We start from the raw sequence: 15,912 nt of genomic DNA on the forward strand, positions 1-15,912 counted from the left end.
GACCATGAGCGACGTGCTGCTGAGCTGGCCGCAACCTGCGGTCGCCTGCCTGACCCTGAACCGTCCGCATGCCGGCAACGCCCTCGACGAGGCCCTGCTCGGGGCCTTGCACGAGCAGTTGCAGGCCCTCGCCGAGCACCCCGGGCTGCGCGCCCTGGTGCTCGACGGCGCCGGCGAGCACCTGTGCACCGGGGCGGACCTGGAGTGGATGCGCCGCAGCCGCGAGTTCGACCATGCGCGCAACCTGGAGGACGCCAGCCTGCTGGCCAACGTCCTGCAGCGCCTGGACGACTTCCCGGTGCCGGTGCTGATGCTGGCCCGCGGCGCGGTGTTCGGCGGGGCCTTGGGCCTGTTGTGCTGCGCCGACCACGTGCTGGCCGCCGAGGATGCGCGTTTCTGCTTCAGCGAGGCGCGCCTGGGCCTGGCCCCGGCCTTGATCAGCCCCTACGTGGTGCGCGCCATGGGCGTGCGCCAGGCACGGCGCTACATGCTCTCGGCCGAGGTGTTCGGCACCGAGGACGCGCTGCGCCTGCAGCTGGTCCACCGCCTGGTGCCCGCCGCCGAGCTGGAGCAGGCCCGTGACCGCTGGCTGGCCACCCTGCTGCAGACCGGCCCCCAGGCCAGTCGCGAGATCAAGCAGATGCTGGCGCGCCTGGCAGGCCGCGACCACCTGCTCGACGAGCAGGGTTGCAACCTGCAGCTGATCGCCCGCCTGCGCACCTCCAGCGAGGGCCAGCACGGTCTTGCCGCCTTCTTCGAACGCAGCCGCCCCTTCTGGGCGCAATGAACCCTGGGTGCGCGGACCACGAAGCCCGCGCCGTTCCGGCGTCGCCGACGACGCCCGACCTATGAGAAAAGGATTTTGCCATGTGTGGTTTCATCGGTGTCTACCAGTCCAAACGCAACAGCATCAGCGACCAGTCGATCCTCGACGCCCTGGCCGCCATCAACCACCGCGGCCCGGACGAGCACAGCCTGTGGCGTGACCCGGGCGAGCGCGCCGTGCTTGGCCATACCCGCCTGAGCATCATCGGCCTGGACAACGGCATGCAGCCGATCGTCGCCGACGAAGGCGACCTGGCGGTGATCGTCAACGGCGAGTTCTACGACCATGAGCGCATCCGCGCCGAGCTGCAGGCCGAAGGCGCGATCTTCAAGACCGCCTCGGACAGCGAGATCGCCCTGCACCTGTACCGCCGCTCCGGCATGGCCGGGCTCAAGGAGCTGCGCGGCGAGTTCGCCATGGTCCTGTTCGACCGCCGTCGCCGCCTGATGCTGGCGGTGCGCGACCGCCTGGGCATCAAGCCGCTGTTCTACACCCAGCACGAAGGCAACTGGTACTTCGCCTCCGAGATCAAGGCCCTGCTGGCCGCCGGCGTCAACCCGACCTGGGACGAGAACGCCTATGCCAGCCGCGCCTTCTACCTGCGCGACCACACCCTGTTCGAAGGCGTGCGCAGCGTGCAGCCGGGCTGCTGGGTGATGGTCGACCACGGCGGCCTGCACAGCGGCCGTTACTGGGACATGGAATTCGCCCGCCGCGACACCCCGGCGCCGAGCGACGAGGCCGGCATGATCGAGGCCGTGCGTGCCTCCATCGAAGAAGCCGTACGCCTGCGCCTGCGCGCCGACGTGCCGATGGGCGTGTACCTGAGCGGCGGCATCGACTCCTCGGCGATGCTGGGCATGGCCACCGCCCTCAAGGGCGAGCCGCTGGATGCCTTCAACCTGTCGTTCACCGACATGGACGACTACGACGAGAACCGTTTCGCGCGCATGGCCGCCGAGCACAACGGCGCGCGCTTCCACACCATCGAGATCACCCAGGACGACCTGGCGGATAACTTCGAGCAGGCGGTATGGCACAACGAGACGCCGTTCTTCAACGCCCACGGCGTGGCCAAGTACATCCTCAGCAAGGAAGTGCGCAAGGCCGGCCTGAAGGTGGTGCTGACCGGCGAAGGCGCCGACGAAGTGTTCGCCGGCTACCCGCACTTCCGCCGCGACATGCTGCTGTACAACAACGAACAACAAGACCCGAAAGTCATCGACCTGCTGCGCCAGCGCATCCAGGCCAACGAGCAGGGCTACACCAACGCGCACATGCCCCACGACATCCACTGGATGGTCGACCAGCTCAAGCACGGCGTGTCGTGGCTGGACAACCAGGCCGGCTGGTTCAAGGCCCTGGAGAGCCTGTACCGCGGCGACTTCCGCGACCACTTCACCGGCGTCGACCCGTACCGCCAGTTCTTCGACCGCCTCGACCACAACAAGCTCGCCGACCGCGACCCGGTGCACAACTCCATGTACCTGTGGGCCAAGTCGTACCTGCCGAACTTCGTCCTCACCACCCTGGGCGACCGCATGGAAATGGCCAACAGCATCGAAGGCCGCGTGCCGCTGCTCGACCACCACGTGGTCGAACTGGCCTGCCAGCTGCCGGTGTGGATGAAGGTGCGCGGCGCCACCGAGAAGTACGTGTTCCGCGAAGCCATGCGCCCTTACCTGCCCAAGGCCCTGTACGAGCGCAAGAAGCACTACTTCCGCGCGCCGCCGGCCACCCTGCAGCAGCAAGGCCGCCTGTGGCAGCTGGTGCAGGACACCCTGCACAGCCGTGACCTGGACGCGCTGCCGTTCTTCGACGCGGCCAAGGTACGCAGCCTGCTCAAGCAACTGCCGACCCTCAGCGCCCAGGAACAAGGCCTGCTCGACCCGATGCTGATGGAGCTGACCAGCCTGTGCCTGCTGCAGCGCCGCTACCGCATGAGCGGCCAGAGCTGGAACACCTTGAGCGAGGTGGCCGCATGAAGATCGCGATCATCGGCGCTGGCCTCAATGGCCTGGCCTGCGCCCTGATTCTCAAGCGCTTCGGCCTCGAGGCCACGGTGTACGAGCGGGCCAATGGCCCGCGCGACTCGGGCACCGGCATCTACGTCTGGCCCCAGGGTGTGCAGGTGCTGCGCTTCCTGTTCAACGACACCGGTTTCATCGGCCGCGGCAAGGCCATCGAGTTCCTCGACACCCATGGCCGCGACGGTCGCCTGATCCACAGCCAGCCGGTACGCCCGGACGGCCTGGGGATCCCGGCGCCGGCGGTGATGTTCCCGCGCCCCGAGCTGTTCGGCCTGCTGCGCGAACGCCTGGCGCCGGGGCAGATCCGCTACCAGATGGGTTGCGAGAAGGTGGAGAGGGTCGGCGAACAGGCGCGGGTCACCTTCAGCAACGGCGAGCAGGAAGACTTCGACCTGGTGATCGGCAGCGATGGCGTCGGCTCCACCGTGCGCCAGTGCCTGGAGCCGGGGTTGACCCCCTATGACACGGGCCTGGTGGCCAGCCGCGGCATGGTCGAGTTCGACTCGCCGCTGCTGCTGCCCGACCGTTGCCAGATCTTCGCCTCGGAGTTCTCGCGGGTGGTCACCTACCCGCTGGCGGCCGACCGCCCGTACCGCTACTGGTTCGCCGCCTACCAGCACCGCAACCAGCCGCTGCTCGACCGCGACGGCCTGGTAAAGCTGTTCGCCGACCTGCCGCCGGATGTGGTGCGGATGATGGAAGCCACCGAGCACGAGCAGATCCTCACCCACAAGATGATGGCGCTGACCGGCGCCGGCTGCTGGCAGAACGGCCGCGTGGTGATGCTCGGCGACAGTATCCACGCCATGCTGCCGACCCTCGGCTACGGCCTGACCCTGGGCCTGGAGAACGCCTTCATGCTCGCCCAGGCCCTGGTCGGCTGCTGCGACGAGCGCCTCGACAGCGCCCTGCAGCGCTACGAGATCCGCGCCGCCGAGCGTTCGCGGGTGATGCTGGAAGTGATGCGCGACATGACCGACCTGTATTACTTCGAGGAGGACAGCGCCATGACCTCGTCGCGTATCCGGCCGATCGTCGAGCGCTTCCACGACCTGGCCCTGACCACGGTGTTCTGAGGAGGCCGCCATGACCGACGCATACCGCCAGCGCCTGCAAGCCTTTGTCCAGGCGCAGATCACGCCGAACATCGATGCCTGGGAACAGCTCGGCGCCTACCCCGCCGCGCTCAACCGCGAGGCCGGCGCCGCCGGCCTGCTGGGCCTGGGCCACGACCATCGGCAATTGCCCGACGACCCACGGGCGGTGGCCGTGCTCATCGAGGAACTGACCCGCAGCGGCGCCCAGGGCATCACCATGGGCCTGGGCTCGCATTTCGTCAGCCTCAAGGCGGTGCAGGCCACCGGCCACCCGATCGTCCACGACCTGGTGCCGGCGGTGCTCGACGGCCGCCAGAGCATCGCCCTGGCGATCACCGAGCGCCAGGCCGGCTCCGACCTGCGTGCCCTGGAGTGCCGCGCCACACGCCAGGCCGACGGCTACCGGTTGAACGGACACAAGGCGTTCATCTGCAACGCCACCCGCGCCGACTGGCTGCTGATGGTCGGTCACTGCGAGGACGGCCTGGCGCTGTTCCTGGTGGAGGGTTCGGCCGCCGGTATCCGCCATACGCCGCGCCGCGCCCTGGGCTGGCGCTGCCTGCCGCTGGCCGACCTGGAGCTGGAGAACGTGCCGGCCATCCGCCTGACCGAGAAAGGTGGCGTGGGCCGCCTGTTGCAGGCCAGCCTGCAGCAGGAGCGGCTGAACCTGGCGGTGATGGCCATCACCAGTGCCGACATGGCCCTGCAAGCCGCCATCGACTGGTGCAAGAGCCGCCAGGTCGGCGGCAAGGCGTTGTTCGACAAATCGGTGATCCGCCAGCGCCTGGCCGAGCACTACGCGCAGCTGACGGTCAGCCGCCAGTTCGTCGACACCTGCGTGGCCCGCCAAGCCGAAGGCACCCTCGACGCGCACCAGGTCGCCATCGCCAAGAACAGCGCCGTGCAGACTTTGGAAACCCTGGCCCGCGACGCCGTGCAGCTGCATGGCGCCCACGGCTGCGTCGAGCCCTCGCTGGTCGAACGCATCCACCGCGACGCCCGCCTGCTGGCCATCGGCGGCGGCACCCACGAAATCATGCTGGAAATCATTGCCCGGCACCTGTGAAGGATCACACCATGAGCACCATCAGCGACCACGCCGCCGCGCACTCGCGCGCGCTGCTCGAACACGCCTACCAGCGCTACTGCGGGCTAGAGATGCTGGAACAGTCCCCCGGCCAGTGCACCTGCCGGCTGACCGTCAACGCCGACATCGACAACCTGAGCCAGACCCTGCACGGCGGGGTGATCTACTCGATGCTCGACGTCACCAGCATGCTCGCCACCCTGCCCTTGCTGGGGCCGGACGAGTACGCCCTGACCAACAGCTTCAACACCCTGCTGCTGTCGGCCACGCCGCGCGACACCGAGGTGCTGTTCCACGCCAAGGTGATCCGCGACGGCCGCAACCTGATGTTCACCCAGGCCGAGGCCTGGCGGGTCAATGCCGACGGCAGCCAGACCCGCATCGCCAGCGCGCAGCTGAGCAAGTTCAGGCTCAAGCGGGAGTGGTGAAGGCGTAATCGCACATCACGTTCATCGCGGGGCAAGCCCACTCTCACACCCTCTGTGAGCGCGGGCTTGCCCCGCGCTCGTTTCAACGCAAAGCCCCTGCCGATACATGACAACCTTAAGGGTAAAACCCTGATTATCTGCGCTTTTCACTCCAGCCCGATTGCTCAAGACTGCATGCCACACACATCACAGAAAGGATTCGCGCAATGAATCACAAGGTCCTGGTCATCCGCTCCTCGATCAAGTCCGACGGCGGCTTCTCCGGCCAACTGGTGGACAACTTCCTCAAGCAGCTCAAAGAGGTCAACCCCGAAGCTTCGGTGGCGGTGCGCGACCTGCACGCCCAGCCCATCCCGCACCTCAATGCGGTGACCATGGACGCCCTGTTCGGCGGTGACGCCAGCAGCATCGAGGCGGCCGCGGCGCTGAAGCTGTCCAACGAGCTGATCGAAGAAATCCAGGAAGCCGACCGCGTGGTGATCGGCCTGCCGCGCTACAACTTCGGCGCACCGTCCATCCTGCACACCTGGGTCGACTACATCGTGCGTGGCGGCGTCACCTTCACCTATGTCGACGGCGCCCCGGTCGGGCTGCTCGACGACAAGCCGGTGCACGTGCTCAACGCCAGCGGCGGCGTCTACAGCCAGGGCACCGACACCCTGGCCGGCTGGCTGTCGCAGACCCTGGGCTTCGTCGGCCTGAACAGCGTCGAGTTCATCTACGCCGAAGGCCTGGGCATGGGCGAAGAGAGCCTGGCCGCGGGCCTGGCCGCCGCCAACCTGAAGATCCAGCACAGCATCGCCGCCCTCGGCGAGCGCCCATGCCCAAGCCTGGCCACCGCAGTAGGGAGGTAAGATGACCCGCAGCCAAGACAACCCGTCGGTCCAGGAGCTGTTCCTCAGCGAACTGGTGGCCGAGCCCAACCGCTACCACCTGTACATCTCCCACGCCTGCCCGTTCTCGCACCGGGTGCACCTGGTGCAGAGCCTGCTGGGCCTGGAAGACGCGCTGGACGTGACCTCGGTGGCGGCGCGCCGCCACGACCAGGGCTGGGAGTTCGACGAGCACGACCAGGACCCGCTGCACAAGGACGTCACCCTGCTGTCGAGCCTGTACGAGCGTTCGCGCCCGGGCTTTGCCGGCAACCAGTCGGTGCCGGTGCTCTGGGACCGCCAGCAGAACCGCATCGTGCACAACGATTCGGCCGAGCTGGCGCTGCAGATGGCCACCCGCCTGCTGCCCCTGGCCAAGACCCCGATCGACCTGGTGCCCGACCGCTCCAGCTGCGACATCGTCGAGCTCAACCAGTGGCTGCACACCAACATCAACCGCATGGTCTACCACATGGGCTTCGCCCCGGACCAGGCGAGCTACGACGAGGCCTATAAGCAGTTCTTCGCGGCCATGGACACCCTCGAGCACCGGCTGCGCAAGCAGCCGTACCTGGTGGGCGGCAAGCTGAGCCTGTCGGACCTGTTCCTGCTGCCCACGCTGATCCGCTACGAGGCGGTGTACTACGTGCACTTCAAGGCCAACCACAAGACTTTGGCCGAGTACCCGGCGCTGTACCAGTACCTGGTGCGCCTGACGCAGATCCCGGCGATCTACCGCACCATCGACATGGCGCATATCAAGCTGCATTACTACTACTCGCACAACCACATCAATCCGACCCGGATCGTGCCCCAGGGGCCGGCGTTGAGCTGGTTGAACTGAGCAGTTGGCGTTGCTGGGAGCGCGCTCCTTCTTCTACCTTTTTCCACGGCATGAACAACAAGGGCGACCCGAGGGTCGCCCTTGTTGTTCATGCCGATCACCACACGGATCGGCAGCGCTTACTTGCTCTCTTTGGCGATGGTGCCCAGCGCCGCGTCCTTGACCAGGTAGCGGCCTTCGAGGTCGCTCAGCACCTTGAGGCTGTTACGCGCCATGACCACGCCGATCTCGACTTCCTGCTTGAGGTAGATGACCTCGCCGGCCTTCGCATTCACGGTCATGTCGGCCCAGTTCTCGGCTTTGGAACTGATCACGTGAGTGCCCGGTGTCACGTAGAAATAGATGTACTGGTTGCCGCGGTTGTAGCCCATTTCCGAATCGGCTTCCTTGTCATCGAGGAAGACGTTGAAACGCACCATCATCCCGGCATTGCTGGGGCGGACCACATAGACCAAAGCCTTGTCGGCCACCGCAGCCTTGGGCAGCGCGTAGTTGGCGACTTCCGCCTGCATCTTGTCTGCCGAAGGGGTGGAGGCGCAGCCGTACAACAGGGCGACTGAGAGAACGGCGGCAGCTTTGAACAGGGTCTTGATCACAGGGGGCTTCCTTGCGTACGAAAAGGGTAGTCATTTACGGTGGGTGGGCAGAGCGAGGCGATATTAATTTGACATCATCTTGACGTCAATCTGCAGTCTCAGGACGTGGAGCAAAGATCGTATTCGTGGCAGGGGCACTATCCAGAGGTCATCGACATGGAGACGGTCGCACGCACTTCATGGAACGTGACCACCGGGCCATACTCCTGATCAGAGTTAATAGCCTCCACGTGGAAGCTCCTATCAGGAAATTGCGCCTTCAACACCATTCGCCAGGACATAGCCAGCACATTGGACAGTTGCTCGAAAACCACCTCGTCCACCGCAGATCCACACCCTGAAAACACATCGTACAGATGGGTGTGATTCAGCATCCTCTCGACACCGGCTTTATCGCCTGAAAAATGATCAAGCCACACACGAAATGCGGGCTCGTCAAATTTCATTTCCAGTATCACCGAATCCTCGAACACGACGAAATCCGGGAACAGCCATTTGCAAAAAATCAAACTGTCCTCTGGGCTGACGACATCTTCAATATAGGAAAACAGGTCAACAGACGCTGGTTCCTGCCAGCCGGCTCGCCAAGCCGCAAACCTTTTAAGCCCTGTCAATTTCGCGAAGGATTTGATTATTTTCATGTTCGTGCGCCAATGTGGAAAAGTGCGGTGAAGAATGGAATAGGCCCACGCCTACGCCTCTTCCTCGATACTGCCAGCAGTATATAACTATCTATATTCCACATGATCCGAATAGGCATCTAGGGGTGTCGTGGCGGCTAAATACTCCGAAAAAGCATCAATTAGCCGTACAAGCTCGCTATCAAACCTATCCGGCAAGAGACCCAGTATGTCCTCCAATTCGCAACATTCCATAACAAGATCGCAGACAACAGCAGAAATCCCTTTCCTTCTAAAAACACTTGACGCTCCGGGCGAGAACAACAAGCGTTCTGCTTCATCCAGCTCGATGACACCAGCCCTGACTGACGAAAGCAACCCAATCGAAGCCATCGCTAGAAATCGTCCAGCTTCATCACCGTCAAAAATTTTTACCTCCAGCGCTACATCGGCCACCTAATACGCCTCCCATCCCCAATCAAGGCTTTTTGGAAGTATGAGACTTATCGACCAATACTCTCCGTTTATTTTCTTGCCGATCAGCCCGGCTCATGCCCTTCATTTCCTCCACCGAAAACCCCAAACGACCACCTAGCGCTTCAAAGCGTCTATAAGATTCCTCTCCCTCGGCAAGGTATTCAACCATGAACGGCTGAGGTGGAGCCTCTTTGTTCCGAACGCCAGCCTGTAAAAAAACCATGTAGTCACTCAAAGTGGAAACAGCTTGCTCAATGGTCATTAATACCTGGGATCCCTCACTGTACTCACACTCTAGATACAGATGACCTGCCGCATATGCCATGTGGTGTGCATTGCCGAACCCCAAGTACTCAGATTGACCACGAAGCTGACAGTCCTCCAGTCGAGTGATCAGCGCTTTTGCGCTAACACTACTACTGACGTCGTCACTCAACCACCCCACAATCTCACGCAAACCGAAAGGAGGTCGTTCCTTCTGAACCTTGGCATCAGGCTCATTGGCCGAGAGGTCATAAGACCCAAAGCTCGACCAACTTGGATAAACAACAACTAAGTTCATATCTTTCTACTTTTCTAGAAAAGAAAAAAAGAAAAAAAGAAAAAAGCAAGGTATGACTCACCCACATGGGTTACAAATCAGTTCACGCACATAGGTAACAGTCTTTAACTGGCAGGGTCGGTTTTCGAGGATCTGACCATGCCTTGGCGAGAGCTGAAACCTATGGACCTTAAAATGCTTTTCATCGCGGATTACCTGCAGGGGCCGCCCAGCTTCAGCGCCCTGTGCCAGGCCTACGAGATCAGCCGAAAGACCGGCTACAAATGGGTCGAGCGATATGAGAAAAAGGGGCCTTCGGGGCTGGAAGAACGCAGCCGCCGCCGGTTGAACCAGGATTGGGTCGTACCCGCCGCAGTTCGCGAAGCCATCATCGAATTGCGCAGTCGAGGCGAAACGGAACCGGGGCCGAAAAAGATCCAGGCTGCGCTACAGGAGCGTTTCCCTGATCAGGCGCCGCCCTCGAAGACAGCGATCTACAACATCCTCAAGAAAGCCGAATTGGTCAAACCACGCCGCTTACGTCAGCGTGTAGCGGTCTATCCCAAGCCCCTGGAGAAGGCCGAGTCGCCTAACCAGCTGTTCAGTGCGGACTACAAAGGTCAATTCCTGACAGGTGCAGGCGTCTGGTGCTATCCGCTGACGATCATGGATCACGCCAGTCGTTTCCTGCTCGCCTGTCACAGCATGCCCAATACCAACCTGCTGGAAACCCAGGCCGTTTTCACCCAAGTGTTCCGAGAGAATGGCTTGCCTGAGCGGATTCGTACCGATAACGGTGTGCCGTTTGCCAGTAAGGGGCGTGCGGGACTTTCTCAGCTGTCGATCTGGTGGCTGCGTCTAGGCATCATTCCCGAGCGTATTGCGCCTGGTCGGCCTGAACAAAATGGCCGCCACGAGCGCATGCATCGAACGCTCAAAAGCACGCTCCCATCGCCGCCGGCAGTGGCCTGGGAGGCTCAACAACGGCACTTTGATCGCTTTCGGCAGCACTACAATCATGAGCGCTTGCATGAAGCGCTGAAGCAGAAAACACCGGCGTCTTGCTACCAGCCATCTCCACGCCCATTCCCTGAAAAGCTCCCCGAAATGACCTATCCCAGTCATATCGAGAGCTTGCCGGCTGATAGCTCCGGCATCATCAATCGCCGGGGCTTGAGGATCTACGTAGGTTATGTGCTCAAGCACCAGACCATTGGACTGGAGCAGGTTGGGGATGGCATCTGGGATGTTATTTTCGGTCCCATCATCCTTGGCAGGGTCGATGTGCGGGATGCCACTGATGGTTATGTAACACTCAAGGTGTTGTCACCTATGTGAGTGAACTTTTGTGTAACCCATGTGGGTGATCCGTACAGCAAAGAATAAAGGGGACAGGTTTATTTTCCCTGCTTTTTCTCCGGTGCAGTTGCAGACGTAGCCGCTACTTCAGCTGCACCAGTTGCCTTTGCACCGAGGCTATCGCCCTTATGCCACCGGCCTAAAATCATCAATCGTCTTGTTTTTCTCTTTCAATAGAGACGCAACGAAACAGGGATTAAAAACCATCAAAAACTCAATAGCATCATAAATTTTCCAGCGATGTATTTCGAGATGATCAATTATGGCGACAAGGTGCTTTTCAACAAGAGGCACATACTCTGAGTAGTTTTCACTACTCACGAAGTCAAAAATTTTGGCTATTTCAAACGGTTCACTACTCGCCAAAGCAATGATTTTCGATAGGGGGGAATAGATCTGGACTCTCGCAGCCTCGATATCTCCACGATCAGCCACGTTGGCAAAATACCGAGTCACAGCCAAGAGTATTTGGTGATAAGTGTCGTCGTATCCGTGTAGTCGATGGAAATAGACTCCTTCGATGCGCCCAGGTTTGTCCATTCTCCCCTCCAAGGCAATCAACCCTTCATGGATGCCCCAACTGGTCAGTAACTTCGCAGCCAAGAAGTGCTCCTCATCGTTATTCGCATGACGAAGCAAATCCAGCACGGCGTCAATTCTAACCGGTGGAATATCCTCTGGATCCAAATCTCCTGCACTCACGGCATAATCCGCATGTTTTGGAATGTGATTCAAAAGCTCGTATGTTTTCGGCTTCATAAAAACCTATTTTTTTACCGTTTTAATATAGTCGGCCGGCACACAGCCCTTGATCAAACACTCACCATCGCGCGTAGCGTTCCCCAAATCTCTCTCAGCAAAAAAGGGGACGGATTTATTTTCCCTGCTCTAATCTCGCCCTACCTACATGAAGGCTAGATCCGTTCGCCGCCAGGAATCGAAATTAGAGTAGGAAAAATAAATCTGTCCCCTATTCCCCTCTATTCCCCTATTCCCCTCCCCTATTCCCCTATTCCCCCTCTTTCCTCACTTCCACTTTCGTCCTACTCAAATGATCCTCAACAAATCACCACACGTGAAAACCTTGAGAACACCTCTATTCTCATCAGCCAAAAGCTTCAGAAAAGCAAATAGATCAGCATTTGTCTCTGTCACAATATCAGTATTGGAGTCATAGTGATAGACAGCATCACTTAACGAAGTCTGGAGAAAATAGTACTGCGTTTCCGAGACAAGCGAAAAAACAAAAGGGTTATTCAAGAAACCATAGTGACCTGCCTCCTGCATTTGCGAGAAGAAGTCAACCTGAAAAAGCAAATGCTCCCTCACCGTCCAAGAGGTGCGGTATAACTGAACCTGAGAGTCTCCGATAAAACCTACTGCGCATTTCCCCATCTTGCTCAAGAACAACCGCAGTTGTCCTTCAACGCGAATATCGTATAACCGGGCAATTTTATCCAGTTCGGGCTCACTATAGCCCATACACTTTACGAAGCTCCGTTCCGCTCCGCACAAATACTCTAATAACTTATCGCCACCCACGAAATCACTCCAGCAGAAAGAGGACAGATTTATTCTTCTTTAAATTAGATTAGCAAAGTAGATCTGCATCCCCTTTTTCGTTTTTAGCAGATATCTAATCATTTCAGCTCCACCAATAATTTCTTGAGCACTTCTGTAGAACTATAACCTGCTCCTCCCCCCAAATACAGGCGACCGTCATCATAAACACACTCTCCTTGCCCTTCGACAGATACACCATAGGAAACAGCCAAAGCGAGACGTCTCCCCCGTCCAGTCCCTCCCGAAACATGAGCAATAAATGGCACTCCACTCTCACTCACCTCTAGCAAAGAATCATCCGCGCTCATGAAGGTCAACCAACAGCACGCGCCACCCTCATGATCCATGATGTAAATCATATTGCCCAACAAACAATCACTATCCACCAAAGTTACATCAATGGTTATTCTCTGCGTCACAAACCCCAGACTAGACAATTCTTTCCTCAGCCTTACTTTAAGCATTTTTAGCTCAGGAACCTTACTCACTGGAACAAATAAACCAGCCGCCATCACTGCCACCCTATATACTGAGTCAGACGACCGGCCGAAATATCCAACCAACCGCCCTGGGTTCTAATATAAATATTGGACGAGAAGGGGTACAGATTTGTTTTCTATACTCTAATTTCGGCCTACTCTGCATGTCCCCTCGATCCCTTCGCCCCACAGGGGCCGAACCTACAGTAGGAAAATCAGACCTGTCCAATTTTCAGTCCCTTTCATACTTTTTTCATGCCCAAGATCAAGGACAAAAAGGGGGACAAAAAGGGGACAGATTTATTTTTCTTACTCTAACCTCGGCCTACCTAATGATAGCTTGATCCCATCGCCGCCAGAAGCCGGAATTAGAGTAGGAAAATAGATCGGTCCCTTTTCCTGCCGCCTGAACTACAGCAGGCAAACTAGATCTGTCCATTTTTCAGTCCCTTTCATGCTTTCCATGCCCCAGATCGATAGTAAAATCAGCTGGTCATTTGGCTCTTAAATGGCATAATCTGACGGTTCGTTGACAACAATCTCACCAGCTTGATTTAGCGAGAACAGTCCACATGCAGCCAGTCATACAACACCCTTGGGATATAACCCCAAGCGAAGCCATAGATCTACAGATACGACTATCTAAACTTGTGGTCAAGCAAGATCATCTTGGGTCGATCTCTAGTATCGCAGGCATTGATGTCGCCTACCACAAAGAGAACGATACACTGATCGCCTCCATTGTTGTGGTTGACGCTGAAAGCCTGGAAATCATCGAAGAGCATGCATGGTCGGGTACGACTTCGTTTCCCTATGTGCCTGGTCTTTTTTCGTTTAGAGAGCTACCTTCAATCATGAAGCTCTTATCAACTATAACCCACCGACCTGACTTGATCATCTGCGACGGGCAAGGTATAGCTCACCCTCGTCGGTTTGGCTTGGCATCGCATTTGGGGGTACTTTATGACATACCCACTATTGGATGCGGAAAAAGTCGCTTCATTGGTGAGTACGCACCTCCCCTTGATGAAAGGGGATGCCAATCAGGCCTGTTCGACGGCGACGAACTAATCGGGACCGCGCTCAGGACTCAAAAAAATGTAAAACCCGTGTTCGTTTCAATCGGCCACCGAATCTCCCTTGAAACAGCCTGCCACTGGGTACTGAACGCCACACGCCACTATCGATTACCAGAAACAACTCGACTTGCAGACCGATATGGAAGGCAGTTCTACGAACAGAACAAACCGCCCATCAAGTCCCCAAACCTACCATTCGATTATTGAAGTAAACATCACATTCCGTGTGAAGCGCCTTGAACTCCGCACACCACTTGCGCCAAAAATCACGCTTCCCCTCATCTTCGGCGACTTTCAGCTCTTTCAGTTGGTCAAGGGTTCTCAAGCGGGCCAAAGTCTCAGGCGAATCGGAGATACGATCCACACACAACTCCTTTACATAGCTTAAATTTTCACTACTTAACAAGTACTTAATAGCTGATTCATCAACACCATCCCCACTTAGCGATAACCGAGAACCGCATATAAGCTCCGAAAGCTCCTTCTTTTCTCTCAACACAGGGAATCTTATGGAGTTACTAACCGTCGACACCTTACCGAAATAATCCCCCATTAACGTTAAACGCTGCAATCTACTCATTGAAAAGCCCAAAGACATCATGAAGGCATCACGCTTATACAGCATTACATTTATTAAATCGCCGTTCTCATACCACTCATATTGTTGTATGACATCCTCACCCACCTCAAGGGAACGAAGCTGTCCCCCTGAATAATACGTAACCTCCGCAATAACCCAGCCATACTCAAACAGCTGTTCACTGACACAAACCTCACCGGCAAACTCATAAGCAAATCCATTATAGACTTCACCCCCCAGAAAAAATTGTTCACCTGTGTAATCACGTTCAGATTCAATTCCGACGCACTCTCCCTCCAAAATAAATTCGCTGCGATAATCACCTATGTAACGGCCATTGTCGTACAAGCCACCCCACATGAGATCTCCGTCCATAAACTCCAATGCCGCCCCAGAGTATGGGGCACCTCGAAAGACCCATGTACCCGCCTCTTCTGTCAACGCCGCTTTCTTTATAATCATAAGTATTCCCTCCCAGTGATTAGATCCACATCCTCTTACTTAGAAAAAAGAAAAAAGGGGACAAGAAAAAATGGGATAGATTTATTTTCCCCACTCTAATCTCGGCCTACCTACGTGACAGCTAGATCCCTTCGCTACCAGGATCTGGAATTAGAGTAGGGGAAATAAATCTGTCCCCTTTTCCGGTCCCCTTTTCCGCCGCCCCCCTTTTCCGCCTGTCCCCTTTTCCGCCTTTTCCGTCCTTTTTTCTTACAGCACTAAATTGTTAACCTACAAAAAGATACTGCCCACCACCTTGGTCAAACAAGTGCCCACCCAGGCACATCTCATTTAACAGCAGCGAAACTTTAGTCTCACCCACGCACTCTCCAGATGATTCAAAGAACTGAAGCAGCCGCCAATCATCGATTATCCTGGGATCACCAAAACACTTATGAACATCCACAACCCAGCACAACTTACCCGTCATCTTTTCAAAACGCAGACCTGAACCATGCCTAATAAATCGCCATTTATCGCCACCAACAAAAACCTCTCCAGCCTTAGGGAAGTCTAGTAGCCATGTCAAATCTTTGGCATCGGGGTGTGTCCGCATAAATTCAAGCACCAACTGACACTGAAGCTCTACAAAACGAAAAACACTATCCACATTTATTTGCCCCATGGATTAGTACCTCACTCGAGCTTCAGCAGCTTCTCGCATAAGCTGATCTGCCTGCTCTCTAGTCACACCATCCACATTGACTGGCACATTTTTAATACCAGCTTTTGCAGCAGCCTCAGCGCGATGGTGACCATCAATAATGATTAACTTCCCGTTCACGTTAGCTACATCAATTGCGAAAAAGGGGACAGATTTATTTTCCCTGCTCTAATCTCGCCCTACCTACATGAAGGCTAGATCCGTTCGCCGCCAGGAATCGAAATTAGAGTAGGAAAAATAAATCTGCCCCCTTTTCTTTCGTCTCTACT

General features: G+C 57.3%; 19 protein-coding genes. 9 read left to right on the top strand and 10 right to left on the bottom strand.

Annotated elements, in window-relative coordinates; translation table 11 throughout:
* The first annotated feature begins 4 nt into the window (after positions 1-4).
* The 7 genes from AAHK21_RS05540 to AAHK21_RS05570 all read left to right on the top strand — a co-directional run bounded on the left by AAHK21_RS05540 (position 5) and on the right by AAHK21_RS05570 (position 7,184).
* Complete coding sequence (locus AAHK21_RS05540) at positions 5-787, top strand: enoyl-CoA hydratase-related protein (protein ID WP_367856664.1); 783 nt, start codon at positions 5-7, stop codon at positions 785-787.
* Positions 788-867: 80 nt separating this feature from the next.
* Positions 868-2,811, top strand: coding sequence for an asparagine synthase (glutamine-hydrolyzing) (gene asnB, locus AAHK21_RS05545; protein ID WP_367856665.1), 1,944 nt, complete (start codon positions 868-870; stop codon positions 2,809-2,811).
* A complete protein-coding gene (locus AAHK21_RS05550; RefSeq protein ID WP_367856666.1) occupies positions 2,808-3,932 on the top strand; it encodes an FAD-dependent oxidoreductase in 1,125 nt (374 codons plus the stop codon). The genes asnB and AAHK21_RS05550 overlap by 4 nt, the downstream gene beginning before the upstream one ends.
* Positions 3,933-3,942: 10 nt before the next feature.
* The gene (locus AAHK21_RS05555; RefSeq protein ID WP_367856667.1) at positions 3,943-5,019 is read left to right on the top strand and encodes an acyl-CoA dehydrogenase family protein; all 1,077 of its coding nucleotides are present in this window, start codon (positions 3,943-3,945) and stop codon (positions 5,017-5,019) included.
* Between the two features lie 11 nt (positions 5,020-5,030).
* Positions 5,031-5,468, top strand: a complete 438-nt coding sequence (locus tag AAHK21_RS05560) for a PaaI family thioesterase (protein WP_046856512.1) — start codon at positions 5,031-5,033, stop codon at positions 5,466-5,468.
* Positions 5,469-5,674: 206 nt separating this feature from the next.
* On the top strand, positions 5,675-6,322 hold the full coding sequence (locus AAHK21_RS05565; RefSeq protein WP_023629104.1) for an FMN-dependent NADH-azoreductase: 648 nt from the start codon (positions 5,675-5,677) through the stop codon (positions 6,320-6,322).
* Position 6,323: 1 nt separating this feature from the next.
* Positions 6,324-7,184 carry a glutathione S-transferase C-terminal domain-containing protein gene (locus tag AAHK21_RS05570; RefSeq protein WP_046856513.1) on the top strand — a complete coding sequence of 287 codons (861 nt, stop codon included), beginning with the start codon at positions 6,324-6,326 and terminating at the stop codon, positions 7,182-7,184.
* A 119-nt stretch (positions 7,185-7,303) separates the two neighbouring features.
* Here the strand turns inward: AAHK21_RS05570 and AAHK21_RS05575 are convergent, their stop codons facing one another.
* The 4 genes from AAHK21_RS05575 to AAHK21_RS05590 all read right to left on the bottom strand — a co-directional run bounded on the left by AAHK21_RS05575 (position 7,304) and on the right by AAHK21_RS05590 (position 9,439).
* Positions 7,304-7,696: a DUF2846 domain-containing protein gene (locus tag AAHK21_RS05575; protein ID WP_031314530.1), complete on the bottom strand. Its 393-nt coding sequence runs from the start codon at positions 7,694-7,696 to the stop codon at positions 7,304-7,306.
* A gap of 221 nt (positions 7,697-7,917) precedes the next feature.
* Entirely contained in the window at positions 7,918-8,421 is a 504-nt protein-coding gene (locus AAHK21_RS05580) for a hypothetical protein (protein WP_102683563.1), read from the bottom strand.
* 87 nt (positions 8,422-8,508) lie between these two features.
* Positions 8,509-8,856 (bottom strand): DUF3969 family protein, encoded by a 348-nt coding sequence (locus tag AAHK21_RS05585; protein ID WP_367856668.1) that lies wholly within the window; start codon positions 8,854-8,856, stop codon positions 8,509-8,511.
* 22 nt (positions 8,857-8,878) lie between these two features.
* A complete protein-coding gene (locus tag AAHK21_RS05590) occupies positions 8,879-9,439 on the bottom strand; it encodes a hypothetical protein (protein ID WP_367856669.1) in 561 nt (186 codons plus the stop codon).
* A gap of 138 nt (positions 9,440-9,577) precedes the next feature.
* Between AAHK21_RS05590 and AAHK21_RS05595 the strand changes: the two genes are divergently transcribed.
* Positions 9,578-10,756, top strand: a complete 1,179-nt coding sequence (locus AAHK21_RS05595; protein ID WP_367856670.1) for an integrase core domain-containing protein — start codon at positions 9,578-9,580, stop codon at positions 10,754-10,756.
* Positions 10,757-10,903: 147 nt separating this feature from the next.
* On the opposite strand, the gene AAHK21_RS05600 is transcribed toward AAHK21_RS05595, so the two are convergent.
* From AAHK21_RS05600 to AAHK21_RS05610, 3 genes are all read right to left on the bottom strand, one after another.
* Positions 10,904-11,536, bottom strand: coding sequence for a hypothetical protein (locus AAHK21_RS05600; RefSeq protein WP_367856671.1), 633 nt, complete (start codon positions 11,534-11,536; stop codon positions 10,904-10,906).
* 288 nt (positions 11,537-11,824) lie between these two features.
* The gene (locus AAHK21_RS05605; RefSeq protein WP_367856672.1) at positions 11,825-12,319 is read right to left on the bottom strand and encodes an SMI1/KNR4 family protein; all 495 of its coding nucleotides are present in this window, start codon (positions 12,317-12,319) and stop codon (positions 11,825-11,827) included.
* A 98-nt stretch (positions 12,320-12,417) separates the two neighbouring features.
* On the bottom strand, positions 12,418-12,852 hold the full coding sequence (locus AAHK21_RS05610; RefSeq protein ID WP_367856673.1) for a hypothetical protein: 435 nt from the start codon (positions 12,850-12,852) through the stop codon (positions 12,418-12,420).
* A gap of 539 nt (positions 12,853-13,391) precedes the next feature.
* On the opposite strand from AAHK21_RS05610, the gene nfi reads away from it, so the two are divergent.
* Entirely contained in the window at positions 13,392-14,105 is a 714-nt protein-coding gene (nfi, locus tag AAHK21_RS05615) for a deoxyribonuclease V (protein WP_367856674.1), read from the top strand.
* Here nfi and AAHK21_RS05620 read toward each other — a convergent pair.
* The 3 genes from AAHK21_RS05620 to AAHK21_RS05630 all read right to left on the bottom strand — a co-directional run bounded on the left by AAHK21_RS05620 (position 14,074) and on the right by AAHK21_RS05630 (position 15,778).
* A complete protein-coding gene (locus AAHK21_RS05620) occupies positions 14,074-14,940 on the bottom strand; it encodes a hypothetical protein (protein ID WP_367856675.1) in 867 nt (288 codons plus the stop codon). The genes nfi and AAHK21_RS05620 overlap by 32 nt on opposite strands.
* Before the next feature lie 265 nt (positions 14,941-15,205).
* Positions 15,206-15,604, bottom strand: a complete 399-nt coding sequence (locus tag AAHK21_RS05625) for a hypothetical protein (RefSeq protein ID WP_367856676.1) — start codon at positions 15,602-15,604, stop codon at positions 15,206-15,208.
* 3 nt (positions 15,605-15,607) lie between these two features.
* On the bottom strand, positions 15,608-15,778 hold the full coding sequence (locus AAHK21_RS05630) for a ParB N-terminal domain-containing protein (protein ID WP_367858961.1): 171 nt from the start codon (positions 15,776-15,778) through the stop codon (positions 15,608-15,610).
* Positions 15,779-15,912: the final 134 nt, after the last annotated feature.

The sequence above is a fragment of the Pseudomonas sp. TE50-2 genome, assembly GCF_040813665.1.
GTDB lineage: Bacteria > Pseudomonadota > Gammaproteobacteria > Pseudomonadales > Pseudomonadaceae > Aquipseudomonas > Aquipseudomonas soli.

Bases quoted from the DNA above. Each gene is read 5' to 3' on its own strand.
- AAHK21_RS05565 (WP_023629104.1), top strand. From the start codon at position 5,675: ATGAATCACAAGGTCCTGGTCATCCGCTCCTCGATCAAGTCCGACGGC.
- AAHK21_RS05540 (WP_367856664.1), top strand. From the start codon at position 5: ATGAGCGACGTGCTGCTGAGCTGGCCGCAACCTGCGGTCGCCTGCCTG.
- AAHK21_RS05570 (WP_046856513.1), top strand. From the start codon at position 6,324: ATGACCCGCAGCCAAGACAACCCGTCGGTCCAGGAGCTGTTCCTCAGC.
- AAHK21_RS05575 (WP_031314530.1), bottom strand. From the start codon at position 7,696: ATGCAGGCGGAAGTCGCCAACTACGCGCTGCCCAAGGCTGCGGTGGCC.
- AAHK21_RS05580 (WP_102683563.1), bottom strand. From the start codon at position 8,421: ATGAAAATAATCAAATCCTTCGCGAAATTGACAGGGCTTAAAAGGTTT.
- AAHK21_RS05560 (WP_046856512.1), top strand. From the start codon at position 5,031: ATGAGCACCATCAGCGACCACGCCGCCGCGCACTCGCGCGCGCTGCTC.
- AAHK21_RS05600 (WP_367856671.1), bottom strand. From the start codon at position 11,536: ATGAAGCCGAAAACATACGAGCTTTTGAATCACATTCCAAAACATGCG.
- nfi (WP_367856674.1), top strand. From the start codon at position 13,392: ATGCAGCCAGTCATACAACACCCTTGGGATATAACCCCAAGCGAAGCC.
- asnB (WP_367856665.1), top strand. From the start codon at position 868: ATGTGTGGTTTCATCGGTGTCTACCAGTCCAAACGCAACAGCATCAGC.
- AAHK21_RS05550 (WP_367856666.1), top strand. From the start codon at position 2,808: ATGAAGATCGCGATCATCGGCGCTGGCCTCAATGGCCTGGCCTGCGCC.
- AAHK21_RS05595 (WP_367856670.1), top strand. From the start codon at position 9,578: ATGCCTTGGCGAGAGCTGAAACCTATGGACCTTAAAATGCTTTTCATC.
- AAHK21_RS05610 (WP_367856673.1), bottom strand. From the start codon at position 12,852: ATGGCGGCTGGTTTATTTGTTCCAGTGAGTAAGGTTCCTGAGCTAAAA.
- AAHK21_RS05555 (WP_367856667.1), top strand. From the start codon at position 3,943: ATGACCGACGCATACCGCCAGCGCCTGCAAGCCTTTGTCCAGGCGCAG.
- AAHK21_RS05590 (WP_367856669.1), bottom strand. From the start codon at position 9,439: ATGAACTTAGTTGTTGTTTATCCAAGTTGGTCGAGCTTTGGGTCTTAT.
- AAHK21_RS05620 (WP_367856675.1), bottom strand. From the start codon at position 14,940: ATGATTATAAAGAAAGCGGCGTTGACAGAAGAGGCGGGTACATGGGTC.
- AAHK21_RS05625 (WP_367856676.1), bottom strand. From the start codon at position 15,604: ATGGGGCAAATAAATGTGGATAGTGTTTTTCGTTTTGTAGAGCTTCAG.